Raw genomic sequence first — 21,713 nt, forward strand, 5'->3', positions numbered from 1 at the left:
TTTGCAAATCCAACAACCATAAATATGCTAACTGTAACTATATTTACTGTTAATATAGAAATAAGCATTTCATAGTTTACAGCGTCATTTATTGCTTTAACCCATGTAATCATTGACAACATATATAGAATAAAACTGAGTATTAAGAAGAGAAGTAATTTCGGTGGACTTAATATGTCTTTCCAAAATTTTTTACGTTTTCTTAACGTTCTCTCAGTTCTTGTTTCCATTCATAATTTCATACCTTTCATAATATTATTTTAAAATTATAAGAAACATATGTCTGGTTCATTGAAAATTCATTGGATAAAATTCCATTCCTTTAAAAAAATATACCATGTCATTTAATTTATGTATACAAAATATTGATCTTAGTACTCACATACCTCCATGAGGGGCTGTCAACCTATTTCCTACTAATATCATTTAACACCATCGCAAACGAGCGTCTCCAACGCTCCAATAAAAAAGAAAAAACCGCACAACAGTGCGATTTTTAATAAACTAAGTAAATTACGCTAATAGTTCGAAAATAGATTCCCAAGTCAATGTAAATTTTATATCAAACTTCCTACTTCCGCAAATAACTAATCGCCACCGTCTTCGGCCCCGTATGCGAGCAAATCGTACATCCGCCCTCAATCATAATGACCTCTTTAACCGACGTATGCTCTAGCAAGTAATCGCGCATGTAGTCCGCGGCCTTCTCGGCTACGGTCTGAGCAATGACGACAACATTTTGATCTATGCTATCAATATTATCTACGATATTTTGCATAACGCCCTCTAGCGCCTTTTGCGTCTTGCCACGGTATTTCTTAGTAGATAGGATAAGGCCTTGCTTGATACCAAGCACAGGACGAATATTCAATAAGCTGCCGATCATGTTCTGAATGCTGGATACGCGGCCGCCCTTATGCAAGTAATCCAGGCGGTCGATCAGGATGTCGATCTCGACGCGATCCCGGTACGACTCCAGATGTGCGACCACCGTGTCCATATCCTTCCCTTCCTCCAGCAAGCGTGCGGCCATAATGACGAGCATGGTCGTGCTTGCGGACAAGTGGGTGGAATCGACGATCGTGATCCGTCCCTCAGGGAAATCATTCATGGCAATTCTGGCATTCTGATATGTGGAAGACACTTTGGCAGACATGCTGATAAACAACACCGAATCTCCCGCGTCGATAGCGTCTTGAAAGGCTTGCGTGAAATCATCCGGCGAAGGCGCTGCCGTACGAGGCAATACCCCGTTCTCCTCCACCCGGCGGTAAATCTCCTTAGTCGTAATATCAATTCCGTCCCGGAAGACTTCCTCGTTGAAAATAATATAAAGAGGCACGATCGTAATGTTATACCTCTCAATCCATTCTTGCGGCAAATCCGACACGCTATCTGCGAATAATCTAATGTTGTTCAGGCCTGCTTCCTCCATTCGATAGTCTGTCTATCACTATCTATAGTATAAACGATTTAACTTTGATGTCAGCGTTTTCTTTTTAGGGTAATGTGTCCATTCCGCGAAAAAAAGGCCCCTACCGCCATGCGGTACAGGCCTTCTCTCCAGTACTTTCCTAAAATAGATACTCCAGCAGCGGCCCATATACGCCATTCAGGAATACGAAGATAAGCGCGCCCACTCCGGCTCCGATAAAAGCGCCGTTCAGCCGGATACGCTGCAAGTCCGTCTCGACCTTGCTTTCGATAAATTCCACCAGCCGTTCCTCCGTGAAGCCCTCCAGCGTCTTGCGCGCAATGCGGCCGATCAAGGCATGCTCCTGCTCCATAATGCCGTTGATGAATTGCTTCAAGTAGCCGTCAAGCTGAGCTTTGATCTCCTCATCCGCCTTGAACGCTTCCCAATACGCGCCGATCAGCTCCGACAGCCAATTCTTCACATCGTCGACATGAAGCTGGCGCTCCTCTGCCGCCAAGTACTTCAGCTCGCTGCCTGCGAGCAGCATGCCTCTCATGCTGTCCAGCAGCGCATGGATGGAAGGCTGCAGCGACAGCTCATCCAGCAGCTCAAGCTTCCATTTCTCTATGGTAGCAGCCATGTCCTCGCTCGTCTCCAGCTTCTCCGCCAGCTCCATCAGCCGGACCTCGACCAGCACGCGAAGCTCATGCTTCGGATCCTTTAGATCGTTCATGAACGATTGCAGATCATTGTAGAGCGTATTCGCAGCATCATCCAGATTAAGAGCGTCTGCCGCCTCAGCGAAATCTACGAGCTTGCGCTTCAGCCACTTGGTGAAGGAGCCGCCCTCGGAGACGAAATTGTCCTTCTCCTTCGCCAGCATGGCGCGAATCGCTCCCTTCGTATCCTCGCTAGCCACTCGTTTTGCCGCATAATCGACGACCTGACCCATCCACTTCTGAAAATCGCTGTTCACCAGCAGCCAGCGAAGTCCTCTTCCGCCATAACGGGACAGATCCATCCCGCGAAGCTTGCCCCGAACATATCCGTCCAGCTTGGATGCCAGCTTCACCGTATCCGTTCCCTTCACCCAGGAGAGGAGCAGCTCCCAGCCCTTCTCGGCAATACCCATGCCACCTCTGCCTTTACGGTCTACCCAGCCGATGATCGCATCCACAATGCTGTAAGCCATCAGCTTGTCCTTGATCATGCTTTTGCTGAGCAGCTGCTCCTCCACCATCGCGGCGACACCTTCGACCAGCTTCGTCCGATTGCGCGGAATAATCGCCGTATGCGGAACCCAGCGCATGCCGAGCGGATGCCGGAACAAGACCGTCACAGCGAACAGATCGGCAAGCGCCCCTACCAATCCCGCTTCCGCGGAATACAGCAGCAGCTTGGACCACCATCTGCCGGGATACCAGTACATCAGGGCAGCCGCACCGATGAATAATAGTGCCAGCAGCAGCAAGCTCAAATTCGCTTTTCGTCTCATCGTCATGTTATCGTCCCCCTATCCAGAACGTGAGCAGATAGAGAATGAGGCCGACCAGCCCGCCTACAACCATCCCGTTGAGCCGGATATATTGCAGGTCCTTGCCTGCTTTATCTTTGATCAATGCTATAAGCTCTTCCTCTGAAAAAGAATCCAGCTTCTCTCTCACCAAACGTCCGATAAGCGCATGCTTATTCTCAAGCCAGCCGAGCAGCAGCGACTTGACGCCTGTGTCGAGCGCAGCCTGAAGATCGTCACGCGTCCTTAATTGCTCAAGTCCTCTGTCAATCTCCTGGCGCAGCCAGCCTAGCGGGGACGCCTGCGGCGCTCCCTCTTCTTGAGCTGCTGCCATGAGCGCTGACCGGGCTTTCTCGATACGGGCCTTCAGCAGCTCCTCTAGCGGGACATTCTCCTGAATCTTGGCCAGTATGTTCAGCTTCCCGGCCTCAATGCTCTGGCGAAGCGCTTCGTCCTCCCTCAGCCTGCGCACGAACTCAGCCAGAAACAGCTTGAAGCTCTGGCGCTGCGGATGGTCCTCCAGAGCGAATTGCTCAATGAAATTGGCGAGCCAATCCTGAACCTTCACGCTAATCGCGGGCGCATTCAAGCCCGCTGTGAAGTCGACCAGCCTGCGGCGCAGCTTCTCCCCTTCGTAGGATCGGATCGCCGATTCGGCGAACTGCTCGACAAGCGCGCGGAATGGCTCCGACTTCACTAGCTGCACCAGCGGCTGAACGACAAAAGCGATGATTCGATCATCATAACCGTTGCGTATCGTCCATTCGCCCACATCGGCGAGCACATCGGATACCTGCAAGGATCCGGCATGATCATACGCGAAGCGCTCGATGCCTCCGGCCAGCCCGCCCGGCTCTACTTTCTGCAGCAGATCGCCTGCCAGCTTGCCTGCGAATTGCTGGACCTCTTCGCTTCCGCCGCTCTCAGACAGGTAGCGCACCAGTACTTTGCCAAGATCATGCTCCTCAAGCGTAGCCTTGATCGATGCAACCGTCAGCAGCTCCTTCTCCACCATGTCGACAAGCTCGCCGATCAGCCGCTCTTTATTGCGTGAAATAATATGAGTGCCCATCCATTTCGGCCATTTGATCCGCAGAGGATCGCCGAACAATGCGCTGATTGCAAAAGAATCCGCCAGTCCGCCAATCGTCCCGGCGCTGAATACGGCGAATAACAGCCCTCCCGCAAACGTGTGCTGGAAGGGGAACGCCGCAAGAATTCCTGCGCCTGATAAGATCAAGATGGCGTTGGCTTGTTTTTTTACGCTCCAATTGTTCATCTCGCTGCTCCATTTCGCTTGCTAGAATACGGTAATGATAGTTTAACCTTTTTTGGGTCGCCCATCCACTCGCCTCTAGTCGCGTTCATGGCAAAAAGCCGTCTCGATCGGTATACTCCGCAAGGAGGACCTATCGAGACGGCCTATATTCGTTACATGCTATTGCTGGCTGCGCGGCTGGCTGTCGATCTTGCCGCTTGGCGGAACTTTGCCGCCTGGAGGCGTTTTGCCCGCTCCGCCGCCGCCGATGTTGCCGCCCTTGCCTTCTCCTGCACCGCCGACATTGCCGCCTTTGCCGGCTCCGCCGCCGCCGATGTTGCCGCCTTTGCCTTCGCCTGCGCCGCCGACATTGCCGCCTTTACCGGCTCCGCCGCCGCCGATGTTGCCGCCTTTGCCGGCTCCGCCGCCACCGATGTTGCCGCCCTTGCCTTCGCCTGCGCCGCGGATGTTGCCGCCTTTGCCTTCACCACCGCCGATGCCGCCTTTGCCGCCGCCAATACCTGCGCCGCCACCAGCTCCGCCGCCTGCGCCGCCACCAGTTCCGCCGCCTGCGCCGCCACCAGTTCCGCCGCCTGCGCCGCCACCAGCTCCTCCGCCTGCGCCTTTACCAGCTCCGCCGCCTGCACCTGCTCCAGCGCCAGCTTTACCTGTGCCTTTTGCTTTGCTCTTCGCTTGAGCTTTGGATTGGCCAGCCGCGCCTTTTGCTTTCGCATAGGAATAGCTGATGGATTGCAGCGTCTTCGTATCCACCGAGCCCGTTACAGCCAGTCCATGCGTCTTTTGATAGTATTTAACGCCTTTTACTGTTGCAGGACCATAATAGCCGTCAATAGGACCGGCATAGCTGCCAATCGACTTGAGCATGCCCTGTATGACATAGACGTCAGGACCTTTCGCGCGTTTGCCGACCGCCAGCGTTGTATTCGGCAAGCTGAACATCAGCGCAAGCGTAATGATTGCCACGCTTAAGTATTTGGCCGAGAGCCATCCCGCGCCCGTTTTCTTTTTCGAATATGCTTGGACTTGCTTATCCTTCATTCGTTTGCACCTTCCTTTAGTCAGCCTGAATTGATAGTTGCTACCACCGTTACTATCCCCAAAAAACGCATTTCATTTCATCAAAATGAAAAAAAATCCCCTCGCTGAAAATTTGCTGAATATCGCCCAATTATGGCTGCAGGGAGTTGGATATTGGAGGGCTTACGCTCATAATAGAGGGACAAGCCATTAAGTGGAGGACAACGGATGCGAACGCTGAACGGAATTAAAATTCTCGTCGTGGATGACGAGGCGTCAATCGTGCAATTTTTGGAGATGGGGCTGGCGAATGAGGGGGCGCAGATTGCAACGGCTGAAGACGGGAGAATCGCGCTTCAGACCGCGGCCGAATTCCAGCCGCATGTCGTTATTCTGGATGTGATGATGCCGGATCTGGACGGGTTTGCGGTGTGCAGGGAGCTGAAGCAGGCGGGCTCGCAAGTCGCGGTCATTATGCTGACAGCCAAGGATGAGGTGGAGGACCGCGTCCACGGCCTGTCGCTCGGGGCTGATGACTACTTGGTCAAGCCGTTCAGCTTCGAGGAGCTGCTGGCGCGCATTCACGCCAGATTGCGCAACCAGTTCCCCAATCTGCTAGGCGAGGTCAGCTGCGGCCCCTTCCGTATCGATGACAAGCGCAAGGAGATTCGCTATCGAGAGGACATCGTGGAGCTGTCTCCTACGGAATACGAGCTGCTGAAATACATTGTGATGAATCATGGCGTCGTACTGAGCAAGTCGCTGATTTTGGAGAAGGTGTGGGGCTATGATTTTGGCGGGGAACAAAATATCGTCGAAGTCTACATCCGATCCCTTCGCGACAAGCTTGGCGACAAGGAGCACCGGCTTATCCGCACGCTCCGCGGCGCCGGATACCGGGTGGACTTGCCATGAAGAAGCAGTCTGGCATGATACAGCGCTTGCTTAGACCCCAATCGCTGCGGCTGCAGCTGCTGGTCCGGTCCTTGCTGGTGCTCGCGGCATTGTTTTTGCTAATCGGCATATTGCAATTTCTGTTCATGAAGGACTTCCTGTACCGCAACAAAGCAGAGGCGCTGAACACCCAGCTGATGTCGCTGCCTCCCGATCTGTTCCGGCTGGATATCAAGGAGCCCGGCATTCGCCATCCCGGCAAAATACGCCCGGACTCTCCCTTGCTGTTCCAGCCCGGATTTTCACTCGTAGTCATCGATCAATCCGGGGCAGCGCAATCGGTGATCGAGGGCGGCAGCATCGATCCGAAGGAAACTCCGCTGCTTAGTGCCGAAGCTTACAACGGAATCCGCCAGAGGCTTCAAGCCGGAGAACGTCCTGGCTATCAGCTCATCACAGCAGCTGGCGGAAGGGAATATATGGCCGTATTCCGTATCGTCGGCCGTCCAGGGGACAAGGATGGCGGTGTGCTGCAAGCTGCCGTCGAGACGGAGTCGCTGCGCAGCCAACTGCTTACTCAGGTCGCTATCTTCGCTTCGCTCGCCGCCGCGGCTTTAGTCGCAGGGCTTCTGCTGTACTTGCCCCTGCTGCGGAGAACGCTGCATCCGCTCTCCAAGGTGGTACAGGCGGCGGAGCTTACGGATGCAGGCAGCCTGAATACGCGGCTGCCGGAGCGCCAAGGTCAATCCGAGATCGATTCCTTATCCGAGGCATTCAACAATATGCTTATGCGGCTTGACGCTGCGTTCGAGCAAGAACGCGCAACCAATGAACGAATGAGGCGATTTATCGCGGATGCATCCCATGAGCTCAGGACGCCGCTTACTTCCCTGCACGGCTTTATCGAGGTGCTGCTGAGAGGAGCGGCTGCAGATAGGGAGCAGCTTATGCGAGCGCTTGGCAGCATGAAGACGGAATCGGAGAGAGTGAACAAGCTGGTGGAGGACTTGCTTCAGCTGGTCAGGCTGGATCAGCCCGCGCCTCTCAAGCTGGAGCCGGCTAGGCTAGATCTGCTGCTGGCGGAGATGGAGCCCCAGCTTGACCTGCTTGCCGATAATCGCCGCTATAGCTTACAGATCAGAGACAGCGTGACGGCCCGTATTCATCGGGACAAGCTGAAGCAGGTTGTGCTGAACCTCTTCCATAATGCCGTTCAGCATACGGATGCCAAGCTGGGCGAGATCGAAGTGATTCTAAGCGATAACGGCGACACTGCCAGCCTTGAAGTGCGGGATAACGGCTCCGGCATCCCGCCCGCCCATCTTCCTCATATCTTCGAGCGCTTCTATCGGGGAGAAGAGTCCCGGTCGCGCGCACGTGGCGGGACCGGGCTGGGACTTGCGATTACACATTCGATTATCGAAGCCCATCATGGACATATCAAGGTGGTCAGCAATACCGGCGAAGGCGCATCGTTCATCATTACGCTCCCGCTGTACAGGGAGCTGTCCTTGGATCCGCAAGATTAAGAAGTTGGCGCGGACGGTGTCGACGTATGCTCCAGCACGAACTCGTCCCATAGCTTCCCGTCCGTATCATAAGCCTGGAACCGGAGGGTGTTCCCGCTGATTCTTACAGCGGCGAACATCCTTTTGCCATTCTGGAGGTGCACCTTGTGGTAGAATTGATCCTTCTTCTTCTCGTTCAGCTTTTGTCCGGCCGCATTCGTGACGACATAGACCGTGCCAGCGCGGTCCAGCACATAGGAATCGTTGCCGGGGGCAATCTTGCCGTCCCGCAGCGGATAGGAACGTGCGTATTCATGGTTATGTCCCTGCAGCACCAAGTCCACCTCGTAGCGGTCGAACAGCTCCACCCAGTCCCCGATGTTCTTGTTCTGATTGCCTCCGTATGGCCCTCTATGAAGGGAGACGATCACCCATTTCCGCGTGTTTTTCTTCAGCACATCCTCCAGCCACTTCGTCTGCCCCTTAATATTGGATTCCGTATTGAGCATGATGAACCTGGCGTCGTCATAATCAAAATAATAGGTCGTCCCCTCAATCGAATCCGGCGCTCCGTTATCCGGCACATGGAACAGCGAGACGAACGGCTCCGCATCTCCGTCCACCTCATCATGATTGCCCGTTACCGGCATCAGCGGAACGGAGGACAGCCAAGGCGCAGCCTCGCGGAAGAATGAATCCCACGCCCCCATATCCTTCGGATCCTCGGTCAGATCGCCATTATGAACAATGAACGCGGCATCCGGCACTGTCCGGGCCGCTTGCTTCAGCGTATCCCCCCACAGCTTGAAGTCCTTCTCCGTCTCTCCTTGCGAATCCGTCACATTAATAAATGCAAACCCGCCGTCCTGATGCGAATCTGTAATGGTATAAAAAAGCTCCGTCCCGCTCCATCCCTTCGCCGAGCCGTCCCCTACCCGGTAGGCATACGTTTTGCTCGCTTGAAGCCCGGTTATGGTCGCCTGATGCACCATGTGCCGATTGCCGTCTGCCGCAATCAGATCAAAGGCCCCTTCGACCGTCATCGCGTGTACGCTGTCCCAATCCACATCCCGGCTCTCGCTCTCTACATATTGAATCAAGCTTCTATTCAGCTTGCTGCCGCTCTGCCAAGTGAATGACCGGACTGTCGCCGCATCCTCCCCTACATTCATGACAAGCGAATGAGGCTTGTCCCTTGCTTCGTCCTTCCGGCTCTCCACCCAGAAGAAAACCCCGACAACAACAAGCGCAACAAGCGCAATAATAAGTCCTTCCTTCTTCATTCCAATCACCCCCTCCTTTGTCCATTTGATAACAAAAGATTAACATAACCTGCTCTTGACACGCATTCAGCAATCTTTCAGCGGGCCTTAAGTTAAGAATAAGTAAAGATTTATACAATAGCAGTGGTTACAGAGAAGCGATCGAAACGAGGTGTGAACAATTGAACGAAGATCTTAAGTACCGCAACGAGCTTAAGTTTATGATTAACCATCATCAGCATTTCATAATCCGCCAGCGTCTGAAGGGGCTTATGAAGCAGGACAAGCATGTCGGAGCCGGCGGAGAATATCATATCCGAAGCCTTTACTTCGACGATATTCATAACACGGCGCTGCACGAGAAGCTCGGCGGCATCCGGGACCGGGCCAAATACCGCATACGTATCTACAACCGCTCCGACGGCGTCATTCATTTTGAGAAAAAAATCAAATTCAAGGATTACATCGCCAAAGTAAAGGAGCCGCTTACCCGCGAAATGTACGATGCCTTGCTCGCTGGCGATATCAGCGTCCTGCAGGAGGGCCGCAAGCCCCTGCTGCTCGAAATTCACGATCTGATGAAGAACAGCCTGCTGGCGCCCAAAGTCATTGTCGATTATGTGCGCGAGCCTTTTGTGAACGAGCATGGGAATGTGCGCATTACATTCGACAAGGAGCTCCGAACCGGGCTGCACGCAACAGACATCTTCGACCCGGAGCTCGCTCCGGTCAGCGCGATTGATCAGAATCTGATCATTCTGGAGGTCAAGTATGACGAGTACATGCCGGCGGCGATACAGACGGCGATTCAACTCGAAGGACTGAACCGGCAATCCGCATCCAAGTATGTGATCTGCCGCAAATATTTGAAATCGAACTCATGGGAGGATTATTAATATGGAGGCTTCACAGCAATCATCTACGAATTTCTCGGATATTATCCGCAATTCTGTCTTGAACAATTTCGCATCGGACATCAGCCTTAGCAAAATCCTGCTGACGCTAGCCGTTGCGTTCATCATCGGACTGTTCATCTACTTGCTCTACCGCCGTATATTCAGCGGTGTGCTTTATTCCAAGAGCTTCAACGTCTCTCTGATCGGCATGACCATGATTACAGCGGTCGTTATTATCGCCATCAATTCCAATCTCGTGCTCTCTCTTGGTATGGTCGGCGCGCTGTCGATCGTCCGCTTCCGCACACCGATCAAGGACCCGACAGACCTCATCTTCCTGTTCTGGGCGGCAGTAGCCGGCATCGTAACGGGCGCAGGCTTCTACAATCTTGCAATTATCGGCTCGGTTATCGTCGGCCTGATTCTCTTCTTCTTCGTAAAAGGCGGCACCGCAGAGACGCCGTTCCTGCTTGTAGCCCATCTCGACAGCGATGAAGGTGAAGAGCTGCTTCACAAGCATGTAAGCCAGCACGCCAAACGATTCAACGTGAAGCAAAAGAACGTAACGCCAGGCTCGATCGAGCTGACGCTGGAGCTTCGCCTGAAGGATCACACGGGCCGCTTCGTCAATCAATTGTCGTCGATTCCGGGTGTGCGCAGCGCAGTGCTTATCAGCTATAACGGAGATTATGTATCTTAAGAAATGGAGGGGATGAACCGATGGGAGGTTTCCGTCAAAACGCGGCCCGGCTTATGACGCTTCTAATCGTCGTCGCCCTCGTCGGAGTGGCGCTGGCTATGGACTCCGGCGCAACCGAGACATTCGGCACCGGAATCGTATCTGCGGACGAACAGCTGCTGGATGAGAAGTATTTCCCGCAGGATGAGATTGTCGACGTGAAAATTACGATTGATCCGGACGACTTCCAGGACATGCTGGACAATGCGTCCGCAGAGCAGTTCAAGCAAGCGACAGTGGAATATAACGGCGAGAAATACGAGAATGTAGCTATTCGAACCAAAGGAAATCTGAGCCTGCGCAGCGTGGTGAATATGCAGAATTCGGACCGCTACAGCTTCAAAATCTCCTTTGACGAATACGTGAATCAGACGCTCGGCGGCATCAGCAAAATCAATCTGAACAACAACTATAGCGACAACAGCTATATGCAGGAGTTTCTGTCGTATGAGTTGGCGGAGGAGATGGGACTCCCCACGCCAAAACGCTCCTATGTCAACGTCTATGTGAACGGAGAGCTGTGGGGCTTCTATCTAGCTATCGAGCAGATCGGCGACGCTTATCTGGAACGGAATTTCGGCAAGGCGTACGGCACGTTATACAAAGCCAACGGCGGCAACGGCAGCGAGCTGAATTGGCTCGGGACCGCCTCTGCCTACACTGGACTAGATGTGAAATCAGACAAGCGTAACGACCAGGCCTTGCTTGCCATGATGGATGAGCTGAACAACGGAACCGACTACGAATCCGTGATCGACGTCGATACGGCGCTGAAGTATATCGCGCTGAACGCCGTCATCGGCAACATGGACAGCTACTTGTCCGAGTTGAAGCATAACTACTACCTCTATGAATTGGACGGGGTCTTCTCCATTCTTCCTTGGGACTACAATATGTCCTTTGGGGGCTTCGGAGGCTCGGGCATCCTGATCGACGAACCGACGACAGGAGCAGTAGCCGACCGACCGCTCGTCGCGAAGCTGCTGGCGGGCGACGCCTACAAGGAACGCTATCATGAGATCATAGCGGAGATGCTGGACGGCTATTTGGAAGACGAGCGCTTCCAAGGCCGTGTGGCAGAGCTAAAGGAGTTAATCTCCGAGCATGTCAAAGCCGACCCTACTGCCTTTGTCACGTATGAGCAATACGAGCAAGGGGTGGAGCAATTGCTTAGCTTCACGGAGACGCAGACTGCAAGCATTGCCAAGCAGCTTGACGGCACAGAGCCATCTTCCGGCGACGGTTCTGGCAGCGGCAGCCGCGGCTTTGGCGGAGGCGGCATGGGGCGCCCTGGCATGGGCGGTAATGGAGGCGGCTTCCCGGGCGGACAGATGCCGGAGGGCTTCGCGCCTCCTGAGGGCGGCTTCCCGAACGGGCAGATGCCGGAGGGCTTCACGCCTCCTGAAGGCGGCTTCCCGAACGGACAGATGCCGGAGGGCTTCACGCCTCCTGAGGGAGGCTTCCCGAACGGACAGATGCCGGAGGGCTTCACGCCTCCTGAAGGCGGCTTCCCGAACGGACAAATGCGGGAGGGCTTCACGCCTCCTGAGGGAGGAGCTCAAGGCGGGAGCTCCGCCAACGCTTCGAGCGGCGACAGCATCGCCCAAGCAGCGATGCTGTCTGTCGCACAAGGCGGTCAGGTCATTCTGGCTGCAGAGACAAATACCCAGAAAGACGCTGCACAGCCGGACAATCTGAATGGCGGCAATGGCCAAGAACAGACTAAGCCAAGCAACCCGAATGGCCAAAACGGCAATGCACAGCAAGCGCCCGGAGCAGTCCAGCCTAACGGCAACGGGGCCGGTCAGGGCGGGTTCCCGGGCCAGGGTCAAGGCCAAGGCGGCTTCATGGGGGGGATGCGGCCGGAAGGAATGGGCGGCTTCGGCGGCTTCCCCGGCAATACCGCAGCGCAGAACGAGAATAAAGAGAAAGAAGCGATAACGGCCGCGGTGTCCGCTGCCGTCCTGCTTGCAGCATGTCTCTTCATCGTCTTCTACAAGCGCAAACGGCTCTAATCTATTGGAATTAAAAAAAGCAGCGGCTGAGCCGCTGCTTTTTTTATCTATGCTTCTTTTGCCAACGAAGCCCGCTCCGCTACCATCTTAGGTTGATCCTCGCTGATCAGCCACGCCAGCGCATACTGCATTGCAGCAGCGCCGAACAGGATGATCGGCATCCAGATCGATTCCAGATCGGAGCCGAAAACCGCAAGCAGCACAATCGACACTACCCGTCCGATATTCAGGAACACCTCTCGCATGACAACCGACTCGATGCGCAGCTGCCCTTTGAGCGGCAGCTCCCCGATAATCCGGTAGTAATAAGAAGTGAGCGTGTTAATGGCAAGCGGGTTGCAGATCGAGAACAGAACCATGAACAGGACGACGGACCATAATTCCACTTGGACCAGCAGCAATGCTGCGCCAAGCACCGTTCCGCTCGTCGCGAGGAACACGTATCGGCGCACATTTTCTTTTTGCGCCCTGCGGGAGATGACATAACCTGTCGCCACCGTCAGCGCCGAGAAGAAGACGCCGAGATAACCGACCCAGTCCTCCCGGTTCACAGCCTGAAAGAGCAGGATATTGGGCAAGAACAGCATAATGCCTTGGAACAAGCCAAGGATCAGGAAGCTGTACAGGCCTTTGACCCACCGCTTGTTGCGGCGCATGACCTCGCCCATCAACTTTAGATAATACGTCTTGTGATGGGTCTTGATCGTCGGAATCCGGAAGCTGATCAGCGCGGCGACTACGAACATAATAAAAGCAACCGTAAAGATCAAGATGTAGCCGGACAAACCGTCATTCCGTTGGATAACAAATCCCGCCAGCGCAGGGCCAGCCAGACCGGCGGAGTTGAACGTAACCATATTGATCGCCAGGAAACGAATCCGGTTGGCATCCGTCGAGACATCATATTGCAGCACCAGATACCCCGTCCAATAGAAGCCTGACGCAAAACCGTTAAAGATCGCAAACCAGATATAATAATTCGGCACCTGCTCCTGCGCCAAAATAACAAGCAAATAAAAAAACGCAATCATGACAATACCGAGCCGGTAGGTCAACATGCGGTCATATTTTTTCGATATCCAGCCGCCGACTGCAAAGGCAATAGGCGTAATAATAAAGCTGATAATATTGTAGACGGCATTGATGACCAGGTCCTCGGTCAGCCTCCACAAATATAAGTTCAAGAACAAGCCCGACATAGACGCGCCGAACTGAAAACAACTATGAATAATAAGTGCCGTTACAGCCTCTTTGCCAAGCTTGCGCTCCGGCGGCAAATCCCCTCCTTTTATCCCGCTCCAAATTCGTTCCAAGACTTCTCCCAGTCGCATCTGACGTTCCTCCGTTGCATAAAGCAATTATGTACGTACGTCTCTTATCTACCAACAGTGTATCACATCCATGAAAGATAGAAAGAGCGAATTGCACAGAATCCAAAATTCACGCTGCATAAAGGAAGCCCCCTCAGCCTCACACTAAAAATACCACTTAGGAAGGAGGCGAGACTAATGGCGAAGCAGCAAGGTCATGCCAACAAAAACACCAAAACCAAATCGTCAGACAAGAAAGGAAATGCGTCCGGCAACAACCACTAAATTATAGAAGGACACGCCTCGGAGCCGCTATCCATAAAGCCGGTTCCGAGGTTTTTCGCGTTTTTGGAAAGGGGATCGGGCATGCGTGTAGAAGTTATAAGGATAGTGCTCTACGAATTTACATAAAAAAGTGGTGAACACATATGACTCTTTTGCAAGAACGATCCTTTACCGTATTCGATTTCGAGACGAGCGGACTCGATCCCAAGAACGACCGCGTCATCGAGATGGCGGCCATCCGCGTCGTCAATGGCGAGATCGCCAGCGAATTCAGTACGCTGGTCCAATATGACGGCAAGCTCGCGCCAAAAATTACCGAACTGACCGGCATTACTGACGATATGACCGCATGCGGCATGGATGAAGACACCGCGTTCCGCATCTTGAACCGGATGATCGTCGGCGACCAAGTGCTTGTGGCTCATAATGCCCAATTCGACCTGAGCTTCCTGCATCATTCCCTGATGCGCATTGCAGGCCGTTCCTTCCGCAACGACTTTATCGACACGCTTACCATAAGCAGGGAGCGGCATGTCTACCCGCATACGCTAAAAGATATGTGCGACCGTTACGCCATTCCGCTCGTCGGCGGGCATCGTGCGCTCAATGACGTTATCGCTTGCTGGGAGCTGTTCCGCACGCTCGATGAAGAGCAGCCTGTGAACGACTATCTCAACACGCTGGGCTACATGCGCAAGTATGGCCCGCCAAAGTGGAGCCCTCCCAACGCCAAGCTCAATGCGATTGATCTGAAGTACGCTCCTCGGGAAGCGTGATGATAATGAAAAGATTGGACTACAACAGCTGTAGTCCAATCTTGATCGCAGCGCCGTCCTATTCTATTGCTTGCCCGACTGGCGCCGCCATCTTTACTTCGTAAAATGAGTAGGCGAATACCCGACATACTTCTTGAACACTTGACTAAAATACTTGTATTCCTTAAACCCTACCAGCTCCGCGATTTCATAGATAAGCTTGCCGCTATTTTCCATAAAATCAATTGCTTTAATAATTCTGTACCGGTTTAAAAAATCATTAAACGTATAGTTCGTTTCATCCTTGAATTTGGCATTCAGATACACCGTGGATACCTGCAATTTCTCGCTCAGATCCGTTATCGAAACTCTGTGCGGGTAATTTCCTTTAATATAGTCCAGCATGGCCGAAACATAGGTGGAGTGAACCGATAAGGCTTCAACATCGAGCACCTCCTGATACCTATGAAGGAATTCATGCTTCTTTTCTTCATGCTGCCTTGCATCGATTTTCTTACTAGTTTTCTGAATCGCTATATCAAGCAATCTAAAATCAATCGGCTTTAAAATGTATTCACTGACTCCCAGCGAAATCGCTTTTTGGGCATAATCAAATTCACTGTACCCTGAAATAATAATCGTCTCAAAATCATGTACAGCCAGTGCTTCCTCCAGCATGATAATTCCATCCTTAAAAGGCATCCTTATATCGGTGATCACGATGTCAGGCTTTAGCTTTTTTATTTGTTCCAGCCCATCATTCCCATCGATCGCACTGCCAACGACTACACAGTTATTGTTCAGCCAATCCACCTTGTAGGTAAGTCCTTTGCGAATGATATCCTCATCTTCCACGATAAGCACTCTATACATGCTTTCAATCCCCTTTATTTAAAGGTATCTTGATTTCAACATTCGTTCCTTCTCCATGAACGCTGTCAATCGTCATCCCGAACTGCTCGCCATAAATGAGCTGAACGACGCGATGCGAATGAAAAATACCGTAGTGCTCCGTGTCATTCGTTCCCCGCTCGAGCGATTGCTGAAGCAAAGCCAGCCTGTCCGGCTCAATTCCTTTCCCATTATCCTTAACAGCCATATATAAATAATCGTCTTTTCGTAAAATGCTAATCGCAATATCCAAGTGAGCCGTGTCCTCGATGCAATGCTTTATACTGTTCTCGATGAGCGGCTGAATAATAAGCTTTGGAATTTTTATATCCCTTATAGATTCATCCACATCTATCGTATAATCCAACCGTCGGTTAAAGCGCATTTTTTGCAGCTTCAAATAATCCTCTACATATTTGATATCGGTTTCAACAGGAACCATAGTGCTTCCATAATGGATGTTGTACCTTAACAAGTTGGCAAATGAAACGATAATTTCCGATGCATTCTGAGGATCGAATAAAATTTCATAACGCAGCATTTCCAATACGTTAAAAGCAAAATGCGGATTGAATTGCGCCTCCAGCTGCTTGATTTCCATTTTCCTCTTCATCTCTGCTATTTCGGCATTGCTTTGCATTAACGATTGAATTTGATCCATTTTAATCAGGAACTCATCCTGAATCATTTGAAACTCTTCAAAGGCCTGAGACTTCATCCCCTTGGAGGGCGTTTGAATAAAGTGAATTAACGAATCTACGGATCGCAGGCTTTGCCTCATAATTTTTGGCAGAACCAAATAATTAACAATAATCATAACTATGCCTATACTTATAAAAGAAATAAGCCCGATCCACACCGATTGTTTGAACGTGTTAATCGATAGCATGTTTATAATACGAATATCTTGATCATGAATCGTGCGGCTCGTTACATAGTAAGTATTATTATCAATCGCAGCTGTATTTCCTTCAAGATAGTGCTTGTTTACCTTGCCGACATGGGCCAGCAGCTTTTGATCAGATACATAGATCGCTTGGTCAAACCGGTCTGTTATCGCAACCAAATCCGCTGAATGCTGAAAGTAGCGGCCGAGATCTTCAAGAAAAAAGAATAAATAGCCTTGGATATTTTCATCTGTCATAATCGCTTTAGCGAAAAAATAAGAACTGCTTTGTCCTTCCTTAAACAACGAATAATCAACAGTTCGCTCTATTCCATCTCTTAGATCGGTATCTCTTAGCAAACTTTGCATCAAATAGTCGCTTTTCAACGCCTCTGCATTCCCATTGAAAAGACTGGTGGTGACGATATTCCCATTTTTATCGAAAAGAACAAAGTTCCCTTTAAAGGGTCTGGAATTAATAACCGGATACAATATATTATTTACTTCCAATAATTGCGATCGCCCCTCTGTCACCTGCTGAAAAGCTTCATTCTGGACGAGCTTATCAAGTGTATGGCGATACCTGGAAAACTCATATGCGACAGTAGCGCGGATCCGGTCATTGACCTGATTGTTTTTCTTGACGACCACAACCATAAACGTGACGTATAGGGACAAAATATACAAGGTGAAAATGAGCGCGATCGTAATGATCGAATATTTGAGAAACACTTTTTTCATGTAGTCTCTAAAGCTTTTTTGCATATTCATTTCCCCCTCTACCCTAAAACATCACGATGCTTGCAGGCGCTCCTTAAGAATAACGCAAAGATTCGTTAGAAAATGCGACACTGCTTATCTGTTAAAAAGAACAGCCTCCGTTGCAAGGCTGCTCTTAATTTACTGAAGGATATCGGCCGCGGCAATGGTTCAACATGCTTCGGTTTTTCATTATAGTATAATCTTAAATTATCAAGTAAGGCTAATGGAAACAACGCACAGCTGTTCTCCACGTCCAGCTAATTATACACTTACCTCGCGTTTTCCTGTCAGCTTGAAGAATAGTAATAACGAGATAATTGACGTTACAGTCAATATTGCTGAGTATGCGGATGCATTACCGTAATTACCGCGGATTACCTCCGTATAGATCGATACAGTAAGGGTTTGCGTACCGCTCGTATACAAAATAATCGAGGAGCTCAATTCACTTATAACCGTAATCCAGCTCATTATTGCTCCTGCCATAACCCCTGGCATCATCATCGGCACAACTACCTTACGGAATGTCTTCGTCTCTGATGCGCCAAGGCTAATCGCTGCTTCTTCAAGACTTGGGCTGATTTGGCCAATAATCGCTGTACTTGAACGAATCGTGTACGGCATCCTTCTAATGACGAACGACATAACCATAATTAACACTGTACCGCTCAGCACAAACGGCTTATCGCTAAAGGCAAAAATAAACGAAATTCCCAGTACCGATCCTGGAATAATGAACGGGAACATCGAAACCGTATCTAGTATATTCGTAATGGCATTTTTCTTCCTTACGGTTAAATAAGAAATCAATACCCCTAGCACAACGATAATGATGATCGCGATAATACCCATTTTATAAGTATTCCAAATGACAGCCGTATTTTTCATAAACAAAATATTTTTGTAATTGTCGAAAGAGAAGTTTCCGGTATAAACCTGGCCTCCCTTCGTTTCCAAAAACGAAGTAAACGTTACGACCAGCTGCGGAAGAATCGCTAATAAAACAACAAAATAAACAAATGCATGGGACAAAATATTTTTATAGCCTTTTACCTTTTCAACAGACATTGGCTTTAGTGCCGACATCGAATAGGAGAAGCGGCTGGCTACGATGCGCTGGACTAAAAATAGAACCAGCGTTACAACTATGAAGATCATACATAACGCGGCAGCGAATCCATCATTACCGCCTACTTCACTCATAAACTGCGTATAGATCAATACCGGGATGGTGCGGTAGCCTTCGCCAATCAGCATCGGCGTTCCAAAGTCCGCAATGACTCTCATAAAGACAAGGAGCGCGCTTGCGAGCATGGTTGGGATAATGAGCGGGATAATGATTTTGAACATACGCTGGATATTGGAATAGCCAAGACTCTCTGCCGCTTCATTGAGCGAGTTATCCAAATTTTTCAGTGCGCCTGAGATATATAGGTAGATGAGTGGAAACGATTGCAAAGATAGCACCAACACAATGCCTGCAAATCCGTAAATCCCATCAAACTGCGTGCCGAACAAATTATTGACAAACTCCGTGACCACACCTCTGCGTCCTAATAGCTGAATCCATGCATAGGCACCGATAAATGGGGGAGATATATACGAAATAATAACAAGGATTTCAATAACCTTACTGCCTTTAATTTTTACTTTCCGCATCATATAGGCCAGCGGCAAACCGATAACCATAGATAGCAGCGTTGCAGCCACTGTTACCTTGAAGCTGTTTAAAATCGTAATCCAATAAAATTTCCGTTCGAAAAATTTGCTCAAGTATTCAAAGGTAAATTGTCCGGTTCCGGGATCAATCACACTTTTCTTTAATACTAGAAATAGCGGAAACGCGATGAACAGCAAAAATATACATAAAATAAGCAAGGTGGAGGTGTTCCAAATATTAAACGGCTTTTTATTTGCTTTCATTTATCCCACCTACTTTAATTAGCGTTGTTTCATCCTCGCTGCTGAAGACGTTGATTTTAGTTGGCTTTACCTTCAAATATACGGTAGCCCCTTCCGGAATCAGCTCCACTGCGTCGGCATCCTGGATAACCTCTACCTCTTCGCCTTGCTCCAGTTCAATAAAGTAATGCGTATTAATGCCAAGGAACATGCTTCTAATCACTTTCCCCTTCAATCCAACCTTTTCCTCATTAATCATAAATTCCTGAGGTCTGACCGATACTAAGACGGTACCGCCGGGTTTTGCTTGGTCCTTCAGATTCGCCATCTTTTCTTGATAAGTATCGCTTAGCTGAATATATTTCTCGCCGTTCTCTACTTTTAGCGTTGCTTTCATTACATTAGATGTACCGATAAATTTGGATACAAAAATATTGGCCGGACGCTCATAAATGCTCTTTGGCGTTCCAATTTGCTGAATAACTCCGCCATTCATAACGGCAATGCGATCAGATATCGCAAGCGCTTCCTCCTGATCATGCGTAACGTAGACGGTAGTAATGCCAACCTGCTGCTGAATGCTTCTAATCGCATTGCGCATTTCCACGCGCAGCTTCGCATCAAGATTAGATAACGGTTCATCCATAAGCAGTACTTCCGGGTGGATCACAATCGCTCTTGCCAATGCTACACGCTGCTGTTGTCCGCCGGAAAGCTTATCTGGCATACGATCCTTATATTTCTCAATATGAACGACGCGTAAAATATCGTTAATCCGCTTCTCCATTTCTTCCTTGCCCAGCTTGCGGTTTTTTAGCCCAAAAGCGATATTGTCTTTGACAGACATATGCGGGAAGATCGCATAGTTTTGGAACACCATCCCCATATTACGCTTGCTCACGGGTATATGGTTAACCTCTTTGTCTGCAATTCTAATGCTGCCGCCATCGATGGAATTAAACCCTATAATCATGCGCAAAAGAGTCGTTTTTCCACAGCCTGATGGTCCTAGCAGCGTAAATAGCTCACCTGGCTTTATTTGCAAGGACAGCTTATCAATGACCGTCGTATCTTCAAACTTCTTCACAACGTTGTCGACTATAATAGATACACTCATGTTCGTCATCCTTTCAATCCTTAATAAAGATAGAGCAGCTTATCCGTGAAGTATAAACTGCTCTACTTTAGAAAAACGATTAATCCATTGATTTTTCTAGCAAATCCGTAAATTTGGCCGTAATTTTATCTTTGTTTTCCGAAATCCAAGCTTCGTCATAGTTTTTAGCAAGAACAATGCTGTCAGTTGGAACCATGTAATCTGCCAATTTAACGCCGTCACGAAGTGGTCTGACCGTAAGCTCAGAGCCTACTAAAGTTTGGATCTTGTCGGAAAGCACGTAATCAATAAACTTTTGTGCATTTTCCATATTTTTTGCACCTTTAATAATTTGAACGGACTCGCCAGGGAAGATAGCGCCTTCAACCGGGAAAATAACATCTACAGGAGCGCCGTTATTGATATATTGAACCACCGGGTCCTCCCAGGTTAGACCAACAGGGTACTCGCCGTCAGCTACGCCTTTGTGAACTTGGCCGGAGCTGCCTGCAATTTTACCATCCAAATTAGCGATAAACTTCTCTACGAAGTCCCAAGCCTTGTCGGACATTGGATCGCCGTCACCCATTGCATAAAGCATTGCTGCCAGCGATTGGAATGCGGAGCTGGATGCCGATGGATCGCCGAAGGAAATTTTACCTTTTAGCGCCGGGTTCAAAAGATCTTCAAAACCTTTTACCTGCACATCGCCGGCAATATTTTTATTTACGATAAATACAGTCGGGTCAGCAAAAGCCGGCGAGAAATAACCTGTCTTATTGCGGAATGCCGGAATCATTTTCTCATCTTCAGTTGATACATATTTTTCGAAAAGCTCTTTTTTGCTGGAAAGCATCGTCTCGTCAGCTGCCCACAAAATATCTCCCATCGGGTTGTTCGTCTCAGATTCTACGCGCTTGATCAACTCGCCCGTGCCTGCGACAACGATGTCGACTTTAATGCCCGTATCCTTCTCAAAGTTAGGGATGACCGCATTGTTCAAGCTCTCGCTTCGTGCTGTGTAAATCGTTAGCGTGTTTTCATTCTTTTTACCGCCGTTATCCTGGGAACACCCTGATAAAATAAGTCCAGTTGCTAGTACTAGGGCAAAAGTAAGCGATTTCAATTTCATGATTTTTGACCTCCTCATATTTGTCTTAAGCCAAAGTATACGCTTCAATTTTCCGCTGCAAAATCCTAAAATAAATAACAAATACTAAAAAAACAAAACTAAATGAGGCTGTTCGGAGCCTCTTCCTTCCTAGTCTTCCCTATTTATGCAGAAC

The 21,713-nt window shown here is 49.8% G+C and carries 17 protein-coding genes; 6 read left to right on the forward strand and 11 right to left on the reverse strand.

Annotated features, from left to right (window positions below):
• Positions 1-571: 571 nt before the first annotated feature.
• The 4 genes from D3P09_RS04925 to D3P09_RS04940 all read right to left on the reverse strand — a co-directional run bounded on the left by D3P09_RS04925 (position 572) and on the right by D3P09_RS04940 (position 5,247).
• The gene (locus D3P09_RS04925; RefSeq protein ID WP_243643904.1) at positions 572-1,435 is read right to left on the reverse strand and encodes a DegV family protein; all 864 of its coding nucleotides are present in this window, start codon (positions 1,433-1,435) and stop codon (positions 572-574) included.
• Positions 1,436-1,574: 139 nt separating this feature from the next.
• Positions 1,575-2,918, reverse strand: coding sequence for a DUF445 domain-containing protein (locus D3P09_RS04930; RefSeq protein WP_120107693.1), 1,344 nt, complete (start codon positions 2,916-2,918; stop codon positions 1,575-1,577).
• Position 2,919: 1 nt separating this feature from the next.
• On the reverse strand, positions 2,920-4,209 hold the full coding sequence (locus tag D3P09_RS04935) for a DUF445 domain-containing protein (protein WP_120107695.1): 1,290 nt from the start codon (positions 4,207-4,209) through the stop codon (positions 2,920-2,922).
• 159 nt (positions 4,210-4,368) lie between these two features.
• The gene (locus tag D3P09_RS04940; RefSeq protein WP_120107696.1) at positions 4,369-5,247 is read right to left on the reverse strand and encodes a peptidoglycan-binding domain-containing protein; all 879 of its coding nucleotides are present in this window, start codon (positions 5,245-5,247) and stop codon (positions 4,369-4,371) included.
• 207 nt (positions 5,248-5,454) lie between these two features.
• Here D3P09_RS04940 and D3P09_RS04945 point away from each other — a divergent pair, with 207 nt between their 5' ends.
• Together D3P09_RS04945 and D3P09_RS04950 are read left to right on the forward strand one after the other, a co-directional pair.
• Positions 5,455-6,141, forward strand: a complete 687-nt coding sequence (locus D3P09_RS04945) for a response regulator transcription factor (protein ID WP_120107698.1) — start codon at positions 5,455-5,457, stop codon at positions 6,139-6,141.
• Entirely contained in the window at positions 6,138-7,649 is a 1,512-nt protein-coding gene (locus tag D3P09_RS04950) for a sensor histidine kinase (RefSeq protein ID WP_120107700.1), read from the forward strand. Before D3P09_RS04945 ends, D3P09_RS04950 begins: the two co-directional genes overlap by 4 nt.
• Here the strand turns inward: D3P09_RS04950 and D3P09_RS04955 are convergent.
• Positions 7,646-8,911, reverse strand: a complete 1,266-nt coding sequence (locus D3P09_RS04955; protein WP_120107701.1) for a purple acid phosphatase family protein — start codon at positions 8,909-8,911, stop codon at positions 7,646-7,648. The genes D3P09_RS04950 and D3P09_RS04955 overlap by 4 nt on opposite strands.
• A 161-nt stretch (positions 8,912-9,072) precedes the next feature.
• Here D3P09_RS04955 and D3P09_RS04960 point away from each other — a divergent pair, with 161 nt between their 5' ends.
• From D3P09_RS04960 to D3P09_RS27570, 3 genes are read left to right on the forward strand one after another with little or no spacing between them, the layout of a single operon-like run.
• Positions 9,073-9,786: a polyphosphate polymerase domain-containing protein gene (locus D3P09_RS04960; RefSeq protein WP_120107703.1), complete on the forward strand. Its 714-nt coding sequence runs from the start codon at positions 9,073-9,075 to the stop codon at positions 9,784-9,786.
• Between the two features lies 1 nt (position 9,787).
• Positions 9,788-10,486, forward strand: coding sequence for a DUF4956 domain-containing protein (locus D3P09_RS04965; protein WP_120107705.1), 699 nt, complete (start codon positions 9,788-9,790; stop codon positions 10,484-10,486).
• 20 nt (positions 10,487-10,506) lie between these two features.
• On the forward strand, positions 10,507-12,540 hold the full coding sequence (locus D3P09_RS27570) for a CotH kinase family protein (RefSeq protein WP_165867313.1): 2,034 nt from the start codon (positions 10,507-10,509) through the stop codon (positions 12,538-12,540).
• 47 nt (positions 12,541-12,587) lie between these two features.
• On the opposite strand, the gene D3P09_RS04975 is transcribed toward D3P09_RS27570, so the two are convergent.
• Positions 12,588-13,871, reverse strand: coding sequence for an MFS transporter (locus tag D3P09_RS04975; protein WP_120107707.1), 1,284 nt, complete (start codon positions 13,869-13,871; stop codon positions 12,588-12,590).
• 407 nt (positions 13,872-14,278) lie between these two features.
• Between D3P09_RS04975 and D3P09_RS04980 the strand changes: the two genes are divergently transcribed.
• Positions 14,279-14,911: a 3'-5' exonuclease gene (locus D3P09_RS04980; protein ID WP_120107709.1), complete on the forward strand. Its 633-nt coding sequence runs from the start codon at positions 14,279-14,281 to the stop codon at positions 14,909-14,911.
• A 93-nt stretch (positions 14,912-15,004) separates the two neighbouring features.
• Here the strand turns inward: D3P09_RS04980 and D3P09_RS04985 are convergent, their stop codons facing one another.
• The 5 genes from D3P09_RS04985 to D3P09_RS05005 form a co-directional block, all read right to left on the reverse strand.
• Entirely contained in the window at positions 15,005-15,763 is a 759-nt protein-coding gene (locus D3P09_RS04985; RefSeq protein ID WP_120107711.1) for a response regulator transcription factor, read from the reverse strand.
• Between the two features lie 4 nt (positions 15,764-15,767).
• Positions 15,768-17,432 (reverse strand): sensor histidine kinase, encoded by a 1,665-nt coding sequence (locus D3P09_RS04990; protein ID WP_165867314.1) that lies wholly within the window; start codon positions 17,430-17,432, stop codon positions 15,768-15,770.
• 258 nt (positions 17,433-17,690) lie between these two features.
• The gene (locus tag D3P09_RS04995; protein WP_120107714.1) at positions 17,691-19,352 is read right to left on the reverse strand and encodes an ABC transporter permease; all 1,662 of its coding nucleotides are present in this window, start codon (positions 19,350-19,352) and stop codon (positions 17,691-17,693) included.
• A complete protein-coding gene (locus tag D3P09_RS05000; RefSeq protein WP_120107715.1) occupies positions 19,339-20,448 on the reverse strand; it encodes an ABC transporter ATP-binding protein in 1,110 nt (369 codons plus the stop codon). The genes D3P09_RS04995 and D3P09_RS05000 overlap by 14 nt, the downstream gene beginning before the upstream one ends.
• A 79-nt stretch (positions 20,449-20,527) precedes the next feature.
• Positions 20,528-21,559, reverse strand: coding sequence for an extracellular solute-binding protein (locus tag D3P09_RS05005; RefSeq protein ID WP_120107717.1), 1,032 nt, complete (start codon positions 21,557-21,559; stop codon positions 20,528-20,530).
• Between the last annotated feature and the right edge of the window lie 154 nt (positions 21,560-21,713).

The organism is Paenibacillus pinisoli (assembly GCF_003605435.1).
Taxonomy (GTDB): Bacteria; Bacillota; Bacilli; order Paenibacillales; family Paenibacillaceae; genus Pristimantibacillus; species Pristimantibacillus pinisoli.